This is a genomic window from Daejeonella sp. (assembly GCF_044232565.1).
In the GTDB taxonomy this organism is placed as follows: Bacteria; Bacteroidota; Bacteroidia; order Sphingobacteriales; family Sphingobacteriaceae; genus Daejeonella.
Map to the genome: position 1 here is coordinate 1 of NZ_JBIILQ010000021.1, position 20,371 is coordinate 20,371.

At 35.8% G+C, this 20,371-nt stretch carries 16 protein-coding genes; 12 read left to right on the top strand and 4 right to left on the bottom strand.

What is annotated here, in order from left to right; translation table 11 throughout:
- The first annotated feature begins 144 nt into the window (after window positions 1-144).
- The 6 genes from ACILQF_RS02380 to ACILQF_RS02405 all read left to right on the top strand — a co-directional run bounded on the left by ACILQF_RS02380 (window position 145) and on the right by ACILQF_RS02405 (window position 8,164).
- Entirely contained in the window at window positions 145-678 is a 534-nt protein-coding gene (locus ACILQF_RS02380) for an NADH-quinone oxidoreductase subunit J (protein ID WP_395625813.1), read from the top strand.
- Complete coding sequence (gene nuoK, locus ACILQF_RS02385) at window positions 675-980, top strand: NADH-quinone oxidoreductase subunit NuoK (RefSeq protein WP_395625814.1); 306 nt, start codon at window positions 675-677, stop codon at window positions 978-980. The genes ACILQF_RS02380 and nuoK overlap by 4 nt, the downstream gene beginning before the upstream one ends.
- Window position 981: 1 nt before the next feature.
- Window positions 982-3,021 (top strand): NADH-quinone oxidoreductase subunit L, encoded by a 2,040-nt coding sequence (nuoL, locus tag ACILQF_RS02390; RefSeq protein ID WP_395625815.1) that lies wholly within the window; start codon window positions 982-984, stop codon window positions 3,019-3,021.
- Window positions 3,022-3,067: 46 nt separating this feature from the next.
- Complete coding sequence (locus ACILQF_RS02395; RefSeq protein ID WP_395625816.1) at window positions 3,068-4,663, top strand: NuoM family protein; 1,596 nt, start codon at window positions 3,068-3,070, stop codon at window positions 4,661-4,663.
- On the top strand, window positions 4,663-6,147 hold the full coding sequence (locus ACILQF_RS02400; RefSeq protein ID WP_395625817.1) for an NADH-quinone oxidoreductase subunit N: 1,485 nt from the start codon (window positions 4,663-4,665) through the stop codon (window positions 6,145-6,147). The genes ACILQF_RS02395 and ACILQF_RS02400 overlap by 1 nt, the downstream gene beginning before the upstream one ends.
- 115 nt (window positions 6,148-6,262) lie before the next feature.
- A complete protein-coding gene (locus tag ACILQF_RS02405; RefSeq protein ID WP_395625818.1) occupies window positions 6,263-8,164 on the top strand; it encodes an amidophosphoribosyltransferase in 1,902 nt (633 codons plus the stop codon).
- Window positions 8,165-8,256: 92 nt separating this feature from the next.
- Here ACILQF_RS02405 and ACILQF_RS02410 read toward each other — a convergent pair whose 3' ends face one another.
- Window positions 8,257-8,886 (bottom strand): LysE family translocator, encoded by a 630-nt coding sequence (locus tag ACILQF_RS02410; protein WP_395625819.1) that lies wholly within the window; start codon window positions 8,884-8,886, stop codon window positions 8,257-8,259.
- 147 nt (window positions 8,887-9,033) lie between these two features.
- Between ACILQF_RS02410 and ACILQF_RS02415 the strand changes: the two genes are divergently transcribed.
- From ACILQF_RS02415 to ACILQF_RS02440, 6 genes are all read left to right on the top strand, one after another.
- Entirely contained in the window at window positions 9,034-10,641 is a 1,608-nt protein-coding gene (locus ACILQF_RS02415; RefSeq protein ID WP_395625820.1) for an MFS transporter, read from the top strand.
- Window positions 10,641-11,105 carry a deoxycytidylate deaminase gene (locus ACILQF_RS02420; RefSeq protein ID WP_395625821.1) on the top strand — a complete coding sequence of 155 codons (465 nt, stop codon included), beginning with the start codon at window positions 10,641-10,643 and terminating at the stop codon, window positions 11,103-11,105. Before ACILQF_RS02415 ends, ACILQF_RS02420 begins: the two co-directional genes overlap by 1 nt.
- Window positions 11,106-11,194: 89 nt before the next feature.
- A complete protein-coding gene (locus ACILQF_RS02425; RefSeq protein WP_395625822.1) occupies window positions 11,195-13,033 on the top strand; it encodes a UbiD family decarboxylase in 1,839 nt (612 codons plus the stop codon).
- A 144-nt stretch (window positions 13,034-13,177) separates the two neighbouring features.
- Window positions 13,178-14,707, top strand: coding sequence for a glutamine-hydrolyzing GMP synthase (gene guaA / locus ACILQF_RS02430; protein WP_395625823.1), 1,530 nt, complete (start codon window positions 13,178-13,180; stop codon window positions 14,705-14,707).
- Between the two features lie 19 nt (window positions 14,708-14,726).
- Window positions 14,727-15,905: an ABC transporter substrate-binding protein gene (locus tag ACILQF_RS02435; protein ID WP_395625824.1), complete on the top strand. Its 1,179-nt coding sequence runs from the start codon at window positions 14,727-14,729 to the stop codon at window positions 15,903-15,905.
- Complete coding sequence (locus tag ACILQF_RS02440) at window positions 15,902-17,071, top strand: RsmB/NOP family class I SAM-dependent RNA methyltransferase (RefSeq protein WP_395625825.1); 1,170 nt, start codon at window positions 15,902-15,904, stop codon at window positions 17,069-17,071. Before ACILQF_RS02435 ends, ACILQF_RS02440 begins: the two co-directional genes overlap by 4 nt.
- 21 nt (window positions 17,072-17,092) lie before the next feature.
- On the opposite strand, the gene ACILQF_RS02445 is transcribed toward ACILQF_RS02440, so the two are convergent.
- From ACILQF_RS02445 to ACILQF_RS02455, 3 genes are all read right to left on the bottom strand, one after another.
- Window positions 17,093-17,668 carry a MarC family protein gene (locus ACILQF_RS02445; RefSeq protein WP_395625826.1) on the bottom strand — a complete coding sequence of 192 codons (576 nt, stop codon included), beginning with the start codon at window positions 17,666-17,668 and terminating at the stop codon, window positions 17,093-17,095.
- A gap of 105 nt (window positions 17,669-17,773) precedes the next feature.
- Window positions 17,774-19,249 (bottom strand): amino acid permease, encoded by a 1,476-nt coding sequence (locus tag ACILQF_RS02450; RefSeq protein ID WP_395625827.1) that lies wholly within the window; start codon window positions 19,247-19,249, stop codon window positions 17,774-17,776.
- 196 nt (window positions 19,250-19,445) lie between these two features.
- The coding region (locus tag ACILQF_RS02455; RefSeq protein WP_395625828.1) for a sodium/proton-translocating pyrophosphatase at window positions 19,446-20,371 on the bottom strand (926 nt) is incomplete at its 5' end.

The following is a 20,371-nucleotide window of genomic DNA, read 5'->3' on the forward strand; positions in this document are numbered from 1 at the left end:
TGTCTGACTTAAGCGAAATGACCTATAAGTTTTCAGATATGACCGCTGAAGAGGCCGATGAAAAGCGTTCAGCACTTGAAAAACTTAATGCCGACCGACTTGCAGCAAAACAAGTAAGCATGCTTCCTAAAATCTAATTTAGACATGAACGCAGAACAGCTAATTTTTTATTTTTTTGCGATAATGCTACTACTTTCCGCTTTAGTAGTGGTAACAAGTTATAATTTGGTAAGAAGCATATTCCTATTCTTCGTAACTCTTTTTGCACTTGCTGCAATTTATGTATTTGCACTTGCAGATTTTATAGCTTTAACACAGGTTGTACTCTATGCAGGTGGTGTTTTAATATTGATGTTATTTGCATTTATGCTATCTAATAAGGAGCTTTTAAATGCTCTAAAACCAGTAAAAAAGTCATTTGAATTAAACCACTTTTTAGGGTTTTTTATAGCATTAGCTTTTTTGTTGATTTTACTTCGCTTGTTTTTTGGAAATGATTTTTCACAATTGGAATGGATTAAATCGAGTACCCCCATATCAAAAAATGATAATACCATTCATGCAATTGGAATTCAAAGTATGACGAGGTACTTGCTTCCATTTGAAATATTATCGGTTTTTTTGATGATGTCACTGGTTGGGGCAGCACATTTAGCAAGAAAGGGAAAAAAATTATGATTCCATTATCACATTTTTTAATCATAAGTGCCTGTCTTTTTTCTATAGGTTTGTACGCAGTGTTAACTAAAAAGAATGCTATTCAAATATTGATTGGTATCGAATTAATGATCAATGCTGCCATTCTTAATTTCGTGGCTTTTGGGAGATATGATAAAATAAATGGTGGAGGCCAAATGTTTGCATTATTCGTTATTGTTCTTGCTGCTGCTGGTGTAGCTATTGCTTTGGCTATTATTTTAAATGTGTACAAGCATTTTAAAACGATTGATCCCTCAAAAATTGATAAGTTGAAAAATTAAAATGGAAGGGTTAGATTTTTCAAAATTGGCGGGCTTTATTTCACTCTTAGTGGTTTTCTTGCCTTTTTTATCTTTCGTTTTTATAATTTTTGGGAAAAAAGGGAGTGGCCAAAACATTGCTCTTTTTAATATTTCTGTGGCATTTACGCTATCACTTTATTTAATTTATCTAGTTTGGAACGAAAATCCTGTTCATTATCAATTGAATTGGTTTTTAATCGGTGAAATAGAATTTAAGGCAGGCATTTTACTTAATAACCTTTCCTTGCTCATGATTAGTCTAGTTTCAGGAATTTCTGTTCTTGTACACGTTTATTCTAGGTCTTACATGAAAAACGATCTAAATATTCATAGATACTGGGCTTATTTGGGTCTTTTTTGTTTTTCAATGCTGGGACTATCCATTTCGGACAATCTTTTGCTTATTTATTTATTTTGGGAGCTTGTTGGTTTTTCTTCCTTTTTATTAATTGGATTCTGGTTTACTAAGCATGCTGCATCTCAAGCAGCAAAAAAAGCCTTTATAATGAATCGAATTGGTGATATAGGCTTTCTTGTGGGGATAATGATTCTATATGGCCAATTTCATACCCTTGATATCTCTATGCTATTTGGTGAAAACGGATTTGTTAATTCCTCCATAATTAAGAATGATTTTTGGGTGTATGGTACTCAGCAAATTCCAGAAATCTGGCTCACTTTAGCTGGTATTGGTTTTTTTATTGGTGCAATGGCTAAGTCGGCTCAATTTCCTCTTCATACTTGGTTACCCGATGCTATGGAAGGTCCAACTTCAGTTTCCTCACTTATCCACGCGGCAACGATGGTTGCCGCAGGTGTATTTTTAATAGCTCGAGTTTATCCTGTTTTTGATCCATTGGTTTTAAATATCATGGTATATATTGGTGCTTTTACGGCTTTTATGGCCGCAACAATAGCCCTGACTCAAAATGACATTAAACGTATTTTAGCTTATTCAACTATCTCTCAGTTGGGATTTATGGTCATGGCGATGGGTATTGGTGCTTACACGGAAAGCATTTTTCATTTAGCAACTCATGCTTTCTTTAAATGCCTTCTGTTTTTGGCCGCAGGATCTGTAATTCATCAGCTACATCATTATCGTGATAAACTCGGGTTAGACTTTGATTATCAGGATATAAGATTGATGGGCGGACTCCGGAAAAGTATGCCACTAACATTTATTGGAATGTGCCTTGCCTCAGCCGCGCTAATTGGTTTGCCTTTTACCTCAGGTTATCTTTCTAAAGATGCAATTATAATCTCTGCTTTTGAATGGGCATCAACAAAGAATGGCTTACCACAAATCATACCATATTTAATGATTATAACCAGTTGGTTGACTGTCCTTTATATCTGTAGATTAGTATTTAAAGTGTTTTTTGCAAAGCCTAAATTGTTAACTACCAGTCAAATTAAACTGATGGAGGATCCGCCAAAAAAAATGTCTTATGTTTTGATCGTTCTGGCATTTTTCTGCTTATTTTTCGTTTTTTCTTCAAATCCATTTACTTTCGAAAATTCTTGGCTTTGGAATGCATTTCCAATTACTTTACTGGAGAAAAATGATTTCTTTCATTGGTTTATCCCACTTATATTAAGCTTCGGATCGCTTGTATTAACCTACTTAGCTTATTTGATCTACGTGAAGCGGGACAATATTTCCAGATCCGAACAAAATATTTTTTATCGTTTCTCTAAGCGGGAATGGTATTTAGATGAAATATATAGCTATGTATTTATTTCTTCAATTGAAAGAATTTCAAAATTATCCTATTGGTTTGATCAAAAAGTAATTGATATGCTCGTTTTAAAATCGGCCTCTTTAGTGAGATTTTTTTCATCAATTAGCAGTTGGATCGACAAAAACCTCATTGATGGACTTGTAAATGCTATAGGTAGCTTGGCTAAGGGCCTCGGGCTACTAGCACAAAACTTCCAGACGGGTAAATTGCAGCAGTATTTAACAACAATGCTCTTGCTTGTGATCTCATTTTTTATTTTAATATATTTTATATGACCTTAATCAAAATCTTTACAATGGCTTTTTTAGGAGGGAACAATTAATGTTATCATTACTGATTTTTTTACCATTGATTGCCGCTTTACTGATTTTAATATTGCCCAATCGGGTGCAAAACCAGTTTAAATACATTGCTCTTGGAGTAAGTTTAATTCAATTTGTATTAAGCCTTTTCATTTATGTAAAATTCAATAGCTCAGCGAGTCATGCTGGTGTAAATAAGGAATCCCAATTCCAATTGGTAGAAAAGTTGTCTTGGATTCGCCTTGATCTTGGTAACATAGGTAAACTTGAAATTGATTATTTTTTGGGAATAGATGGATTATCTATGCCCTTTTTAATTCTTTCTGCGCTTGTTACCTTTGTGGCCACGCTAGCCTCCTGGGAAATTAAAACAAAACTTAAAGCGTATTTTTCATTGTTTCTCCTTTTAAATACTGCCGTAATTGGAGTTTTTTGTGCGCTTGATTTTTTCCTTTTTTATATTTTTTATGAATTGATGCTATTGCCGCTTTATTTTTTGATCGGAATATGGGGTGGTATTAAAAGGGAGTATGCTGCAATTAAGTTCTTTTTATACACCTTGTTCGGGTCTGTATTTATGCTTTTGGTTATTATCGGTTTATATTTTTCAGTTTCAGATCCAATCACTGGGAACCATACTTTTAATATGATTTTGATGATGGACCCAGCTAATTATGCTGATGGCTCTATTTTTTCTGCCCTAGCTGACGTAAACCTCTTTGGGATGTCTGCACGTTTATTAGCCTTTATAGTTTTGTTTATTGCATTTGCCATAAAAGTGCCTGTCGTACCCTTGCATACTTGGTTGCCCGATGCTCATGTTGAAGCACCAACAGCAGTTTCTATCATTCTAGCCGGACTATTATTGAAGGTTGGAGGCTATGGGATAATTAGGATTTGTTACAGTATTTTCCCAGATGCAGCATTGCAATCTGCTTGGTGGATCGGTTTAATAGGGGTCATTTCCATAATTTACGGAGCATTAAACGCATTGGCACAAACAGATGTGAAACGTTTAATTGCCTATTCCTCAGTGTCTCATATGGGATTTGTACTTCTCGGCATCGCTTCGTCAACCGCCGAGGGTATCAGCGGTGCAATGCTTCAAATGATAAGTCATGGAGCATTATCAGCTATGCTTTTCTTTTTAGTCGGTATGATTTATGAACGTGTGCACGATCGTGAAATCGCAAATTTTAGTGGTTTAGCTGAAATAATGCCTCAGTTCACTGCTTTTGTAATTATTGCATTTTTTGCTTCTCTCGGTCTCCCCGGATTTTCTGCTTTTATGGCAGAAGCATTCAGTCTAATTGGTGCATTTAATTCCGAACAAGTAAATGGACTTCTTCCACGCTGGATGGCTGTTTTAGGATCAGTTGGTATTCTATTGAGTGCTGCTTATTTTCTCTGGACTCTCCAACGCATGTTTTTTGGTCAGACTTATTTAAAAGGAGGTGATGATTGGCTGCTAAAATTGAAAGATGTGAATATGCGTGAAAAAATTGCATTAGTGCCATTAGTGATATTAACCTTAGCACTTGGGATTTTTCCATCACTATTATTTGATAAGATGAATGCTTCTATTCTTGCGTTTGTGCAATTAATTTTAGGCTAATGGATCAATTTATATCCTTGATATCTGCATCCATTAACGATACGATTGCTAGTTTGTCGTATTTTGAGTCTGAGGTGGCCCTGATTGCAGGATTTCTTACAGTTATATTGGCGGATTTATTTTTATCTAAGAAGTTCCCTCAATTATGCTTTGGTTTAACAATGGCTATTGTGCTGATAGTTTTTGCGCGCAGTTTTTCTCTTTTAAATGTAGAACCTAAGGTCTTGTTTGGAGGAATGCTTGTTCTCAATCATCTTTCTATTCTTTTTAAAATGCTTTTCTGCTTAGTCAGCCTCCTATTTATTTTGTTTATTCGGTATAATAAACTTCTTCAAGAACACGAAAAAGGAACGGGTGATCTTTATGCTATTCTTTTAGCAGTGCATCTCGGCTTGAATTTAATGGCCATGTCCACAAATTTATTAATGCTTTATATTTCCCTAGAAATGGTATCCTTGGGATCTTATTTAATGGTTGGTTATATTTCTAAAGATTTAAAGCAAAGTGAAGCATCCCTAAAATATGTTCTGTTTGGGTCGGTTGCATCTGCCATTATGCTATATGGAATTTCTCTACTTTACGGATTTACAGGGTCTCTTTACTTTACTGATCCTTTATTTATTTCAGGCCTACAAAATTTGTCGCCAATGGCTTTAACCATAAGCTTAACCTTATTTTTTGTCGGAATTGCCTTTAAATTATCCGCTGTTCCAATTCATTTTTGGGCGCCAGATGTATATCAAGGTGCACCAAGCCCGATTACAGCTTTTTTATCCACAGGGCCTAAAATTGCCGGTTTTGCTATTCTTATCAAGTTTATTATGCTTTTACAAGCTATTAATATTGCTTCTAGTACGATTTATTCGATTTTAGCTTCTTTGGCCATTGCGAGTATGCTTCTTGGTAATTTTACTGCTATTTGGCAAAACAATTCCAAAAGGATGCTCGCATATTCCTCTATTGGGCATACTGGTTTTATGTTTATGGCTCTGTTTGTCTTACCGGGGCAAGGATATAAATCACTGATTTTTTATATGGTCATTTATGTGATTATGAATATGGCCGCATTTTTAATTGTTGATGAAATTGAAGATAAAACAGCTAAACAAAACATAGATGAATATGTTGGCCTGGGTAAGCAATTAAGTGTTTTAATGCTTTGTTTTGTAATTGTGCTCGTTTCATTTACAGGATTACCCCCAACTGCAGGTTTTACTGCAAAGTTTTTTGTTATTTCTACTGCTTTGGATGCTTATAATAGCTCTGGTTCTTCAATAATCCTAATCATGATTATTATTGCTGCAATAAGTACATTAGTATCTTTGTTTTATTATTTTAAGATTCCGTTAAATGCCTATTTAAGAGAATCTAAGTATTCCGAAATCAAGGAAAGTGTGTCTGCCAAAACATATTTAAGTGTGTTTCTGGTGTTTTTATTGTTATTGCTAACGATCTTCCCATCACTTGTTGAACAATTTTTATGATTCAACAACACTACCTTAGCTTTTCTAATTTCGAACTAATATTAAATCATATTGTGTGTTTTTTCGTTGGTTTCTTAGCGTTTAAATTTCTATTTTTACAATCTCAGAATATCTTATGAGTGACCAGATTAAACATGAGTGTGGAATTGCACTTATCCGTCTTTTAAAACCTCTTTCTTTCTATCAAGAAAAATATGGCACGGCCCTTTATGGTCTAAATAAGCTGTACTTATTAATGGAAAAACAGCATAATCGAGGTCAGGATGGTGCAGGTATTGCTACTATAAAACTCGATGTTCAACCTGGTAAACGTTATATCAGCCGCCATAGAGCCATGGGAGTTAACGCTGTTGCAGAAATTTTTGAATACGTACAGAAAAAGTTTGCAGATGTACATAAAGAATCACCTGAACTTCTTCAAAACACTGAATGGCTTAAAGAACATATTAGCTTTACCGGAGAGGTTCTGATGGGGCATTTACGCTATGGTACGCATGGAAAAAATAGCATTGAGAGTTGCCATCCTTTTTTACGTCAAAACAATTGGATGACCCGAAATTTGGTGGTGAGTGGAAACTTTAACATGACCAATGTTGATGAGCTCTTAGAACAGCTTTTTGAGTTGGGTCAGCATCCTAAAGAACGCACAGATACGGTTACTGTTCTCGAAAAAATTGGGCACTTTTTAGATGATGAAAATCAGATTCTTTTCGATAAGTATAAAAATGAAGGTTTCTCAAATGAGCAAATTAGTCATCAAATTGCAGAGCATATTGATGTAGCTTCAATACTTCGCCGCTCAGCAAAAACATGGGATGGCGGCTACACTATTAGTGGTATTTTGGGTCATGGGGATGCATTTGTAATGCGCGACCCTGCCGGAATTAGACCTGCATTCTATTATCATGACGATGAAATTGTTATTGTTACTTCTGAACGCCCAGCTATTCAAACAGCTTTCAATGTGCCTTTGGAATCAGTAAAAGAAATTAAACCCGGCCATGCTTTAATCATCAAAAAGAATGGCAAAATTAGTGAAGAGCAGTTTAGGGAGCCTGAAGAACAAAAGTCATGCTCCTTTGAGCGAATTTATTTTTCAAGAGGTAGTGATGCTTCTATTTATAAAGAGCGTAAGCAACTTGGGTTAAATCTTTGTCCGCAGATCTTTGATGCCATCGATAGGGATATTAAAAACACAGTATTCTCATTTATTCCAAATACTGCTGAAGTTGCTTTTTATGGCATGGTTGAGGGGGTTCACAAGTACCTCAGAGATTATCAAAAGGATATATTACTGAATCGTGATGAAAAAATTACGGATGCCGAGCTCAATGATGTTTTAAGCTTAACTGCACGAATCGAGAAAATTGCTATAAAGGACGTAAAGCTTCGAACATTTATTACTCAGGATGCCGATAGACAAGATATGGTGGCGCATGTATATGATACCACCTACGGTCTCATAAATAGGGGGACTGATAATTTGGTTATTCTAGATGATTCAATAGTAAGAGGCACCACTCTGAAGCAGAGTATTTTAAAAATATTAGATCGTTTAGGTCCCAAAAAAATAATTGTCGTTTCTTCAGCTCCTCAAATTAGATATCCTGATTGCTATGGCATCGATATGTCTAGAATGGGTGAATTTATAGCTTTTGAGGCAACAATCTCCCTCTTAAATGAAAGAGGAATGGCAGATGTGATTGATCATGTTTATCAAAATTGTCTTGAATCAGAAAAGCTTGGTAATAAGCAAGTTAAGAACTTTGTTCAAGACATTTACAGTCCGTTTACGGATCAGGAAATTTCTGATAGAATAGCTCAAATTGTTAAGCCTAAAGAAATTAATGCGGAGGTGAAGGTGATTTATCAAACACTTGATAACCTTCATAAGGCTATACCTGCACACCTTGGAGATTGGTATTTCTCTGGAAATTACCCAACTCTGGGAGGTAATAAGGTAGTTAATAAAGCCTTTATGAATTGGGTGGAAGGTAAGAACCAACGTGCCTATTAATTTTCAACCCTTTGTATAAATAGGAGTGAAGTCTAATTGCAACTTCCTGTTTATTTAATTTATCGTTGACTGTATTGGTTTTATTGAAATTCTTAAATTAATGAATGTCCTGTTAATAGGTTATATATTATCCTCGCTGCAAATATTAAAATTAGAATTCCCGCAACCTTATTTAGGTTAGATATGGTCTTTTCTTTTATTTTGTATCTCAATTTATTTGCATAATAGGCTTTTAGCACATCCAAACTAAATTGAGTAACGAGAATTGATCCATAGAATGGAAGAATCTCATCTGATTTTACCCCTCCCGACAAAGAGATTACCCCACTTGTAACACTCAGCCAATAAAGTAAAACAGCGGGATTAAAAATACACATCAAGAAACCTTTTATAAAATATCCTGTATAATGCCTTTTAGAGGTATTCTGCTCGTAATTAACTTTTACCTTCTTAAATAAGTAATATATTCCTATACTAAATAAGATGGTACTACCTACTATTCCAATTTGCACGCGGTAGGTATTCTCCAAAGCAAGAAAGGAAGTGCCATAAATGGTTAGTGCAACATAAAAAATATCACTAAAAACAACTCCTGCAGCCAATGATACCCCTGCATTGAAGCCTTTTTCAATACTTGTTTTTATCAGTGCGAAAAATACCGGTCCTGTTAAAAAAGAAAGTACAAAGCCCAAAGAAATCCCTGATATGATTATTTCTACCATCCGTATTTTAATCCATTTATGTGAAAGCGCAAATTAACCTAAAAATGAATAATTCTATACTATCTGAGATAAAAACATTAAAAACTTAGAGATATGAGAAAATTAATTTATGTTAGATTATTATTTCAAAAAAATTTAAAAACAGATATGGATAACAATTCAGAAAAAAATTATTCCTCAGCTCTTTATACACTAATCACAGTGTTTTTCTTTTGGGGCTTTTTGGCTGCAAGTAATGGTATTTTCATACCGTTTTGTAAAACTCATTTTAAACTTACCCAATTTGAGTCGCAATTGATTGACTTCACTTTTTATGGTGGTTATTTTATTGGCTCATTAATCTTGTTTTATGCCTCTAAAATTATTAAGGTAGATATCCTCAATAAATTGGGCTATAAAAATAGTATCGCTTTGGGACTCGTTATTTCTGCTGGTGGCGCATTATTAATGATCCCCGCAGTAAATTCTGGTTCATTTAACTTTATTTTATTGGCTTTTTTCTTTGTAGCAATAGGCTTTTCTCTTCAACAAACTGCTGCGAACCCTTTTGTAGTTGCATTAGGTAGTCCTGTAACGGGCGCAAACCGATTGAATTTAGCTGGAGGCATTAATAATTTAGGTGGATTATTAGGTCCGATTGCAGTTAGTGTTATTCTTTTCGGTTCAGCTACTGCCGCAGTTCCCAAGGATATTGAAATTTCATCAATTAATACATTATATTATATTCTTGCCGGCTTATTTTTGGCTGTCGCATTATTTTTCTGGGTTTCAAAACTTCCCAAAGTTACTAGTGATGAAAAAGTGGAGGCTAGTGGAAAGACAAACCTTCCTTTATTTATAATTTTTATCGCATTCTTGTTAATTCTTGCTGCAGATCCAATCTCAAAGGCTACAGGTTTAGGGATGTCAGTGTTTGTTTACCTTTCCTTATTTATCATCATTTTAACTCTATTAGCAGCACTTAAATCTGCAGGTAAAAATAAAACAGGTTGGGGTGCCATGGGTTATCCTCAACTTATTTTAGGGATGATTGCCATTTTTACCTATGTAGGTGTGGAAGTGAGTATTCAAAGTAATATGGGCGCTCTATTGCAATTGCCTGAGTTTGGAGGCTATACAGATTCTCAAATTGCTCCTTTTATCTCTCTTTATTGGGGAAGCATGATGATTGGTCGTTGGACAGGTGCTGTAAGTGCTTTCAAATTAGCTAAAACCACTAAAAGGATTTTAACTATTGTGATGCCTTTTATTGCATTTTCAATCATTTTATTTCTAAATCACTTAAATGGTTCGTCTGTTGAGCAGTTTTTCGCTTATGCAGTTTGCTTAGTTATTTTGATTGCTGGGTTCTTCTACAGTCAGGAAAAGCCAGCTAAAACGCTTTTAACATTCGGTTTCTTAGGTGCTACAGCAATGATTGTAGGATTATTAACCACAGGAAATGTGGCCATTTTTGCATTTCTTGCTGGCGGATTAGCTTGTTCTATCATGTGGCCTTGTATTTTTGCATTGGCAATTACAGGATTAGGTAAATACACCTCACAAGGATCTGCATTTTTGATCATGATGATTTTAGGTGGCGCGATTATCCCTCCAGTACAGGGAATTCTTGCCGATACCAGTGGCATTCATATTTCATATATTGTTCCTTTATTAGGTTTCGTTTACTTAGCTTATTTTGCTATTAAAGTGAGTTTTGAGCTTAAGAAACAGGGGATTGATGTTAGTAAATTGGATACAGAACCTGGACATTAATGAATAAAAAACCAAGCTTCGATTCAATTTTTATGAATTTAGCCACCGACCTTGCTTCACGCTCGCATTGCGTGAAAGCACAGGTCGGTGCTGTTTTAACTAAAGATACGCGCATAATTTCCATAGGTTATAATGGTCCGCCAGCTGGAACACATAACTGTGATGAAGAATGGCCCGAAAGTGGTTGCCCGCGAGATTCTAAGAATAGTTGCTCTCTCGCATTGCATGCTGAAGAAAATGCTATTCTTTATGCTGTAAAAAATGGAATGAATTTAAGCGGATCAACGCTTTACGTCACCTTATCTCCTTGCATTTCTTGTGCTAGAATTATTTATTCCTCTGGGATTAAAAAAGTATTGTTTAAAGGTTCCTACGCTGCTTATAAGGGTTTGCCGAGCGACGAAGGTGTTGATTTTTTAAATAAATTCGGCGTTGAATGTATTTCCTACCATCCTGTATTGTAATCTTTAAAACATAAATTTTAAAGGTTTAAATTCCTGTTTCACAATTTTATAAATTGCACCTTTATTTACTGGTGCAATTTATTTTAACAATGGGTTATAAAAGTCTTGCTGAATGCGTTTCTGATCTTGAAAAAAATGGACACCTTGTCCGGATAAAACAAGAAGTTGATCCTTACCTTGAAGCCGCTGCCATTCATTTGCGCGTATTTGAAAATCAAGGGCCAGCTCTGCTTTTTGAAAATATAAAAGGTAGTAAATTTCCTGCAGTTTCAAACTTATTTGGTACCCTAGATCGATCTAAATTCATGTTTCGGGATACGCTAGAAGCGATAAAAACGCTCGTCGACCTTAAATCTGATCCTTTAAAAGCAGTAAAAAACCCCTTGAAATATGCAAGCGCTGGGCTTAGCGCTTTTTCTGCTTTACCTTGGAAAAGTGGATTTAACGCTCCTATAAAATATGGTAAAACAACAATTTCTGACTTGCCTCAAATTGTAAACTGGCCTATGGATGGCGGTCCTTTTGTGACTATGCCTCAAGTTTATACCGAAGACATTGATAAGCCCGGTATTATGAGTGCAAACTTAGGGATGTATCGTATACAATTAGGAGGTAATGAATATATTCAAGATGAGGAAATTGGTCTTCATTATCAACTACATCGTGGCATAGGGGTGCATCAAACCAAAGCTAATGCTAAGGGGAAGGCTTTGAAAGTGAGCATATTTGTGGGCGGACCGCCAGCACACCCTTTAGCAGCAGTAATGCCACTACCTGAAGGCTTGTCTGAGATGACTTTTGCAGGTGCATTAGGGAATCGCCGTTTTCGTTATTTTTATGATGCTGAAGGTTTTTGTATTTCCTCAGATGCCGATTTTGTAATTACTGGCACTGTAGAGCCGGGTGCAAATAAATTGGAAGGCCCTTTTGGTGATCATTTAGGCTATTATAGTCTTCAACATCTTTTTCCGCTGATGAAAGTGCATAATGTGTATCATCGTAAGGATGCCATTTGGTCTTTTACTGTGGTTGGTCGGCCTCCTCAGGAAGATACAAGCTTTGGCGCTCTAATTCATGACATTACCGGATCTGCTATACCAAAAGAAATTCCAGGGCTTCATGAGGTTAATGCGGTTGATGCTGCCGGTGTCCATCCGCTATTATTTGCCATTGGTAGCGAAAGGTATACACCCTATCTCAAGGAGAAAAAACCACAAGAAATTCTCACCATCGCCAATCATATTTTAGGTAAAAGTCAGCTAAGCCTCGCCAAATATTTATTAATTTCTAACAAGGATGATGATCCAAGCCTTAAAACAAGTAATATTGAGGGTTTTATCAAACATATCCTTGAACGTATTGATTTAAGTCGGGATCTTCATTTTTACACAAGAACTACCATCGATACGTTGGATTATAGCGGAACCGATATAAATTCGGGTTCTAAGGTTGCAATTGTGGCGGCAGGGGATAAAAAACGTATTTTATGGACCGAATTGCCATCATCTTTCTCAATGCCACGAACATTTGATAAGTTTAAAATGGTGATTCCTGGTGTTCTTGCTGTGGAAGCTCCTCCATTTACTAGTCACGAGCAAACATCGCGTGAAATTGAAATATTAAATAATGCTTTAGCTGATTCTAATCTTGATGGCTTGCCTTTATTCATATTATGCGATGATGCAGGTTTTGTGGCTGAGAATATCAATAACTTTGTTTGGGTTAGTTTTACTAGAAGTAATCCTTCTCATGACATTTATGGTATAAACTCTTTTACGGAGCATAAACATTGGGGTTGCAAGGGACCATTAATTATTGATGCGCGATTAAAAAAACATCATGCGCCTCAACTAATCAAAGATCCAGAAGTCGAAAAACGTGTTGATCAAATGGGAGCAAAGGGTGGTGTTCTTCATGGTATTTTTTAGACTATTTGAATTTGATTTCTCGCATTTTTTTATTTGATTAATTATTATTCATCTTTTTGGATTTTTATTGTAAAAAATATCTAAAAAAGTTAAAAGGATTTTTAGAATACTTCCTGCCTCTGTACAAAAAAGTTATCTTTGCTCATGCAAGAAAAAATCATCATTCTTGACTTCGGGTCGCAATACACTCAACTTATTGCACGTAGAGTCAGAGAGCTTAACGTATACTGCGAGATACATCCATTTAATCATCTTCCTGAGTTCGATAGCACTGTTAAAGGCGTAATCCTTTCTGGAAGTCCTTACTCCGTGCGTCAAGATGACGCACCTCAAATTGATTTCGAGTCTCTTCAGCAACAATTTCCAATTTTGGGAGTTTGCTATGGAGCTCAGTACATCGCCCAGAAATCCGGTGGTGAAGTTAAGGCTTCTTCTACTCGTGAATATGGCAGAGCTTGCCTTGATTTTATTGATCAGTCTAATCCTTTATTTAAAAATATACCGGAAAACTCTCAAACATGGATGTCGCATGCGGATACCATCGCATCCATTCCTGATCATTTTGAGATTATTGCCAGCACCGACTCTGTTAAGGTTGCTGCTTATCAAATAAAGAATACTAAAGTATATGGTATTCAATTTCATCCAGAGGTGACGCATAGTACCGATGGAAAGCAATTATTGAAAAATTTCTTAGTAGATATTTGCGACTGTAGTCAAGATTGGACCCCTGATGCATTTATTGAGACCACCATCCAGTCGCTGAAAGATAAATTAGGCAATGATAAAGTGATTTTAGGCTTATCTGGTGGTGTCGACTCATCCGTTGCCGCAGTGCTTTTACATCAGGCAATAGGCAAGAATCTTCATTGTATTTTTGTGGATAATGGTTTATTGCGTAAGGATGAGTTTGAGCAGGTTTTGGATTCTTATCAGCATATGGGACTTAATGTTCGTGGGGTAAGGGCAGGAGATCGATTTTTAAGTCAGCTTGCCGGAATTAAGGATCCAGAAACCAAGAGGAAAGCTATTGGGAGGGTATTTATTGAAGTTTTTGATGATGCAGCTCATGAAGTACAGGATGTTAAATGGCTGGGACAGGGCACAATTTACCCAGATGTAATTGAGTCAGTTTCTGTTAAAGGGCCTTCAGCAACAATAAAATCGCATCATAATGTAGGTGGTTTACCTGATTACATGAAGCTTAAAGTGGTAGAGCCATTAAATACATTGTTTAAGGATGAAGTTAGAAGGGTAGGTGCAACTTTAGGAATGGATCCGGCACTTTTAGGTAGACATCCTTTTCCTGGTCCAGGCTTAGCGATTCGTATTTTAGATGATATTACTCCCGAAAAAGTAGCTATTCTTCAAGAAGCTGACGCTATTTACATCAATAATTTGAAATCTTCAGGGTGGTATGATAAAGTTTGGCAAGCTGGAGCGATATTTTTGCCAGTGCAGTCGGTAGGTGTAATGGGCGACGAAAGAACATATGAGCATGTTATTTGTTTAAGAGCTGTTAGCTCTGTGGATGGCATGACAGCAGACTGGAGCCATCTGCCTTATGATTTACTCGCTAAAATATCAAATGAAATTATAAATAATGTAAAAGGAATTAACAGAGTTGTATATGATATTAGTTCCAAACCACCAGCGACTATTGAGTGGGAATAATCTCTTAATGATTTTATGCATGCTGATATTCTTATCAGCATGCTCAAAAAAAATAACTGCTCCTAAGCCGGTTGATATTCCATCACCTGCCGAATTGGATAAGCAGAAGGAGATTGTACCCTTAAAAACAGATCATTCTATCGCTTTACTTTTACCATTTGATCTGAATTCAATTAATCTTAAATCTGCTTCTGCCAAAGATCTTGAAAAATCAAGTTTGGCGATAGATTTCTACCAGGGATTTAAAATTGCACTCGATTCTCTTTCAGCGAATGGACATAATTTTAATCTTCAGGTTTTTGATACACAAAATCAAGAAACCAGAGTGGTAAATCTTGCCATGGCCAATTCAGTAAGAAATATGGACCTGATTGTTGGTCCTGTTTTTCCGAATGCCATTAAAGCTTTTGGCGACTTCTCGGAACTTGGAGAAAAGAAGCTCCAGATTTCACCATTAGCAGCATCTATACCTGCAGATTTCAATAATCCAAGTTTGGTAACTGTTAACAATACCATCGATCAACATGCTCGTAAAATTGCCGAATTTATTAGTTTGAATTTTCAGACTGAATTGGTAAATATTGTATTGATTAATACACAAAAGAGTGAGGATGCAAAGTTCTCCAACTATTTTAAAAGAAATCTAGCATTATTGTCGGCTGATAAATTTCGGATAACTGAACGAGCAACAGCAATAGCCCTGGAAAAATATTTAGTACCTAGCAAAAACAACTTAGTAATTATTTCCTCTTCGGATAGATTATTCGTAATGCCGACTATTGATAAATTATATAATTTATCAACGAAACAAAAATATAAAATCGAGGTTTTTGGGCATCCTAATTGGCTAAAAGCCAATTATTTAAGTCAGGAGAAGTTGCAGACACTTAATTCGCGAATCAGCGCTTCCTATTTTGTAAATTATAAATCTCAAACCGTAAAAAATTTTATTGCTCGCTATCGAGATGAATTTGGCTTTGAACCTTCAGAGTATTCTTTCAAAGGCTTTGATATTGGCTTCTATTTTGGAAGTCTGCTCGAAAAATATGGGACCGACTACGCTAATTACCTAGATGAAAGTATTTACAAAGGCTTGCATACAAATTTCAAATTTTCTAGAAGTCCTAAATCTGGATACATTAACACGGAACTAATGATGCTTCTTTATAAAAACTTCGAACTTCAGCCCGAAAAATGAGAGCAGAACAACAGTTACGTACCTTTTTAAAGATTTTTGAAAGCTTTCCCGGAGATCGGCCAATTACTAAATTTCTGCCTGAATTTTTCAAGAAGAACAAGCAGATGGGCTCTACCGATCGTCGTGTGGCTTCAAGGCTTTTGTATAATTATTTCCGTATTGGGAAGGCTCTTTTAAATAAAAGTATAGAGGAACGGTTATTTATCGCTGAATTCTTATGTAATTCAGTTGATAATCCATTTTTACATCATTTTCGTGCCGATTTAAATGAGAAAATTCAGCTACCCTTCGATGAAAAATTAGCTTTTTTACAAGAGCACGAAGGATTGGTATTAAAAGAAGTTTTTCCTTTTTACAAGCATTTTTCAGAAGGTATTGATGAAAGTAAATTTTTAAGTTCATTTTTTTTTCAGCCTGATTTATTTATTCGGGTAAAGTCTGAGTCACTTGCTATGGTATTAAAAACATTGCAAGAAAGTTCAATTGGGTACAAGCAGATTGAAGAGCTTACGATTGCCTTGCCTAATGGTACCAATTTAAATGCATTATTTCCTGAAATAAGCTTTCTGATTAAGCCCTATGAAGTCCAGGATCTTTCCTCTCAACATACTTTGAGCTACTTCAAGCCTAATCCTTATGAATATTGGTGGGATGCTTGTGCTGCTTCGGGAGGGAAGTCGCTTTTGTTATTTTCTGAACAACCTAATATTAAACTCCTTGTCTCGGATATTCGGGAAAGTGTTTTGAATAATTTGGATGAGCGATTTATAGCTGCTGGATTAAGAACGTATCAGAAAAAAATAATAGATCTAACTAAAAACGCAGATCCCGAACTGCATCATTATGAGTTTGATGGAATAATTTTAGATGCTCCTTGTTCTGGGTCTGGTACTTGGGGAAGAACTCCTGAAATGATTAGTCAGTTTGAAGATTTTAAAATTCAGGGATTCCAAAATTTACAGAAAATAATTGCGGCCAACGCGATTAAGTACCTCAAACCGGGTAAGCCACTTATTTACATCACATGTTCTGTTTTTAGAGAAGAAAACGAAGAAGTTATACACTATCTTGTTTCAGAACACAATATGAAGCTGGAGAGCTTAGAATTGATAAAGGGATACGATAAGAAAGCGGATACCATGTTTGTTGCACGATTAATCTTGTAGGGGCATTCGCGATTATCCCTACTATAAACCTGTATTATTCCTAAACAACTTGATGGCAATTGCCAAAAGAATGATTCCAAATGCTTTGCGCATGATATTTAGGCCTGTTTTCCCCAAAAGTTTTTCTAGGTAAATGGTGTTTTTCAGGACTATATAAACAAAAATCATATTTATAATAATCCCAACTATAATATTTTGGGTAGCGTATTCTGATTTTAAGGATAGGAGCGTAGTAAGTGTTCCAGATCCTGCAATTAGTGGGAAGGCTAATGGGACAATTGAGGCAGTTTCAGCTGCTTCTTCACGAAAGAAATTAATGCCTAAAATCATTTCCATGGCTATAATGAAAATAACTACCGAACCAGCAATCGCAAAAGATGAAACGTCTAATCCGATGATATTAAGCATTTCCTCACCAATAAATAGAAATAGGATCATGAGTAACAATGCCACAACGGAGGCTTTTTCGGATTGGATATGACCGACTTTATTGCGCAGAGAAACAACAATAGGAATTGAGCCAAGAATATCAATGATTGCAAAAAGAATCATTGTGACTGAAAGAATTTGTTTATAATTGAAATTATCTATGAACATTATTTTTGTCTCTTAAATTTTAGATACGAAGATATAAAATCCCTTAAGTAAAAAAGGTTCCAGAATTTTCTGGAACCTTTTTTACTATTTTTTTACTATTAAAGATTATTCTCTATCTTTTTCAATAATCTCTCCGTCTCTTACTAGTCTAATTTTACTGTGTTTTTTACCATAAATGAAATAAATAACAACACCTATAGCCATCCAGATTCCTAAACGATACCAGCTTTCTGCTGGTAAAGTATACATTAAGTATACACAAACTAATATACCCATAATTGGTACAAAAGGAACCCAAGGAGTTCTAAACGGTCTTTCTGCATTTGGAAGTGTTTTACGAAGTACCATGATACCTATACAAACCAATGAGAATGCAAAAAGGGTACCTATACTTACCATGTGCCCTAGGTCTGAAACTGGTACAAGACCTGCAAACAGACTAACAAAAACTAGGAAAAATAGATTTGTTTTCCATGGTGTACGGAAGCTTGGATGAACTGCAGAAAAGAATTTTGGAAGTAGTCCGTCTTTTGCCATGGTGTAAAAAACGCGAGATTGTCCCATTAGCATTACTAGAATTACTGAGGTATAACCTGCTAGAATAGCAATAATCAAGGCATCTTGTAAGTAAGTATAACCCGTCATCGCAAATGCTGTAGCTGCGGGTTTTGCATCACCTGCAAAATCTTTGTAATTTACAAGACCTGTCATTACATGTGCAAATAGTACATAAAGAATTGTACATACAACTAGTGATCCTAGGATTCCTATTGGCATACCCTTTTGAGGGTTTTTTGCTTCCTGAGCTGCAGTTGAAACGGCATCAAAGCCAATAAAGGCAAAGAACACAACCGCTGCGCCCGTTGAAATTCCTGACCAGCCAAAATTTTCGAATTTGCCTGTGTTTTCAGGAATATAAGGAACATAATTATCCGGGTTGATGTGGCTCCATCCTAATATAATGAACATTAACACAACGGCAACTTTTAAAACTACCAGGAAATTATTCATGTTTGCAGATCCTTGAGTTCCACGAATCAATATCAGAGATAAAATACTTACAATGAATATTGCGGGCAGATTAATTACACCACCATCAATTACAGTTCCATCTCCTAATTTCATAGTTTCCCATGGAGATACAATGTATTCATGCGGAAGATTAATATTGTATTTGTGAAGGAGTTCTAAAAGATATCTCGACCAGCTTACGGCTACAGTTGCTGCACCTAAAGCATATTCAAGTACTAAGTCCCAACCAATAATCCATGCCATAAACTCACCCATGGTAGCATAAGAATAGGTATATGCACTTCCGGCAACCGGAATCATTGAAGCAAATTCTGCGTAGCAAAGTCCCGCGAATGCACAAGCAAACGCTGCAAGAGCAAAAGAAATAGTTACTGCTGGTCCAGCATTTTCAGCTGCAGCAATTCCTGTTAATGAAAATAGTCCGGCACCAATAATTGCACCTATCCCTAAAGCAACAAGATTTACACTGCTTAACGATCGTTTTAATGTGCCTTCACCAGTTTGGTTTGATTCGAACATTAACTGTTCGATGGATTTCTTGTGGAACATACGAATTTGTTTGTAAAATATTTTTTGTAAATTTTGATTTAAACTGAAATCAAACGTAATTAATTAAAATGGTAAAATGAAACACGAATGAATATTCACTAAATTAATTATTATGAATAAATTGAAATTCAATATTGAAAATTTGTTTATTCAATGCAGAAGGGAATTCATTTTGAATTCCCTTCTGCATTATTTGTTACCTTCTGATAGTATCAGTTGTATTTACAATAGTATCAATGATAGTATTTCCAGCTTGATCCTCAGTTTTGATCACTTTAATCTCTTTTTTCACCTCTACGGTAACTTTATGACTTACACCTTCTGAAATATGTGGTGCGATAATTAAAGATACAATAGACATTAATTTGATCAAAATATTCATTGATGGACCAGAAGTATCTTTAAATGGATCACCTACAGTATCACCAGTTACAGATGCTTTATGTGGTTCAGATTTTTTATAATACATCTCACCATCGATTTCAACACCTTTTTCGAAAGATTTTTTAGCATTATCCCAAGCACCTCCGGCATTTGACTGGAACATACCCATCAAAACACCTGATACGGTTACACCTGCTAATAATCCACCTAAAACCTCTGGACCGAAAGAAAAACCGATAATAATAGGAACGATTAATGCAATTGCTCCTGGTAACATCATTTCACGAATAGATGCTTTTGTTGAAATAGCTACACATTTTTCATATTCAGGCTTTGCTTTATATTCCATGATACCAGGGATTTCGCGGAATTGTCTACGAACTTCATTAACCATGTCCATGGCAGCTCTACCAACAGCGGAAATACAAAGAGCAGAGAATATAAAAGGAATCATTCCTCCTACGAATAATCCTGCAAGAACATCCGCTTTATAAATATCAATACGATCAATTCCAGAAACACCCACAAATGCAGCAAACAAAGCTAGGGAAGTTAATGCCGCAGATGCGATAGCAAAACCTTTTCCTGTTGCAGCAGTGGTATTACCTACAGCATCAAGGTTATCCGTGCGGTCTCTAACTTCTGGAGGTAAACCACTCATTTCAGCAATACCACCAGCATTATCTGCTATCGGACCAAAGGCATCGATTGATAATTGCATCGCAGTAGTTGCCATCA

Coding starts and splice junctions, on each gene's coding strand:
- ACILQF_RS02380 (WP_395625813.1), top strand. CDS start 145: ATGAACGCAGAACAGCTAATTTTTTATTTTTTTGCGATAATGCTACTA.
- ACILQF_RS02440 (WP_395625825.1), top strand. CDS start 15,902: ATGAGAGCAGAACAACAGTTACGTACCTTTTTAAAGATTTTTGAAAGC.
- ACILQF_RS02400 (WP_395625817.1), top strand. CDS start 4,663: ATGGATCAATTTATATCCTTGATATCTGCATCCATTAACGATACGATT.
- ACILQF_RS02425 (WP_395625822.1), top strand. CDS start 11,195: ATGGGTTATAAAAGTCTTGCTGAATGCGTTTCTGATCTTGAAAAAAAT.
- ACILQF_RS02395 (WP_395625816.1), top strand. CDS start 3,068: ATGTTATCATTACTGATTTTTTTACCATTGATTGCCGCTTTACTGATT.
- ACILQF_RS02415 (WP_395625820.1), top strand. CDS start 9,034: ATGGATAACAATTCAGAAAAAAATTATTCCTCAGCTCTTTATACACTA.
- ACILQF_RS02445 (WP_395625826.1), bottom strand. CDS start 17,668: ATGTTCATAGATAATTTCAATTATAAACAAATTCTTTCAGTCACAATG.
- guaA (WP_395625823.1), top strand. CDS start 13,178: ATGCAAGAAAAAATCATCATTCTTGACTTCGGGTCGCAATACACTCAA.
- ACILQF_RS02420 (WP_395625821.1), top strand. CDS start 10,641: ATGAATAAAAAACCAAGCTTCGATTCAATTTTTATGAATTTAGCCACC.
- ACILQF_RS02435 (WP_395625824.1), top strand. CDS start 14,727: ATGCTGATATTCTTATCAGCATGCTCAAAAAAAATAACTGCTCCTAAG.
- ACILQF_RS02405 (WP_395625818.1), top strand. CDS start 6,263: ATGAGTGACCAGATTAAACATGAGTGTGGAATTGCACTTATCCGTCTT.
- ACILQF_RS02410 (WP_395625819.1), bottom strand. CDS start 8,886: ATGGTAGAAATAATCATATCAGGGATTTCTTTGGGCTTTGTACTTTCT.
- ACILQF_RS02450 (WP_395625827.1), bottom strand. CDS start 19,249: ATGTTCCACAAGAAATCCATCGAACAGTTAATGTTCGAATCAAACCAA.
- nuoK (WP_395625814.1), top strand. CDS start 675: ATGATTCCATTATCACATTTTTTAATCATAAGTGCCTGTCTTTTTTCT.
- nuoL (WP_395625815.1), top strand. CDS start 982: ATGGAAGGGTTAGATTTTTCAAAATTGGCGGGCTTTATTTCACTCTTA.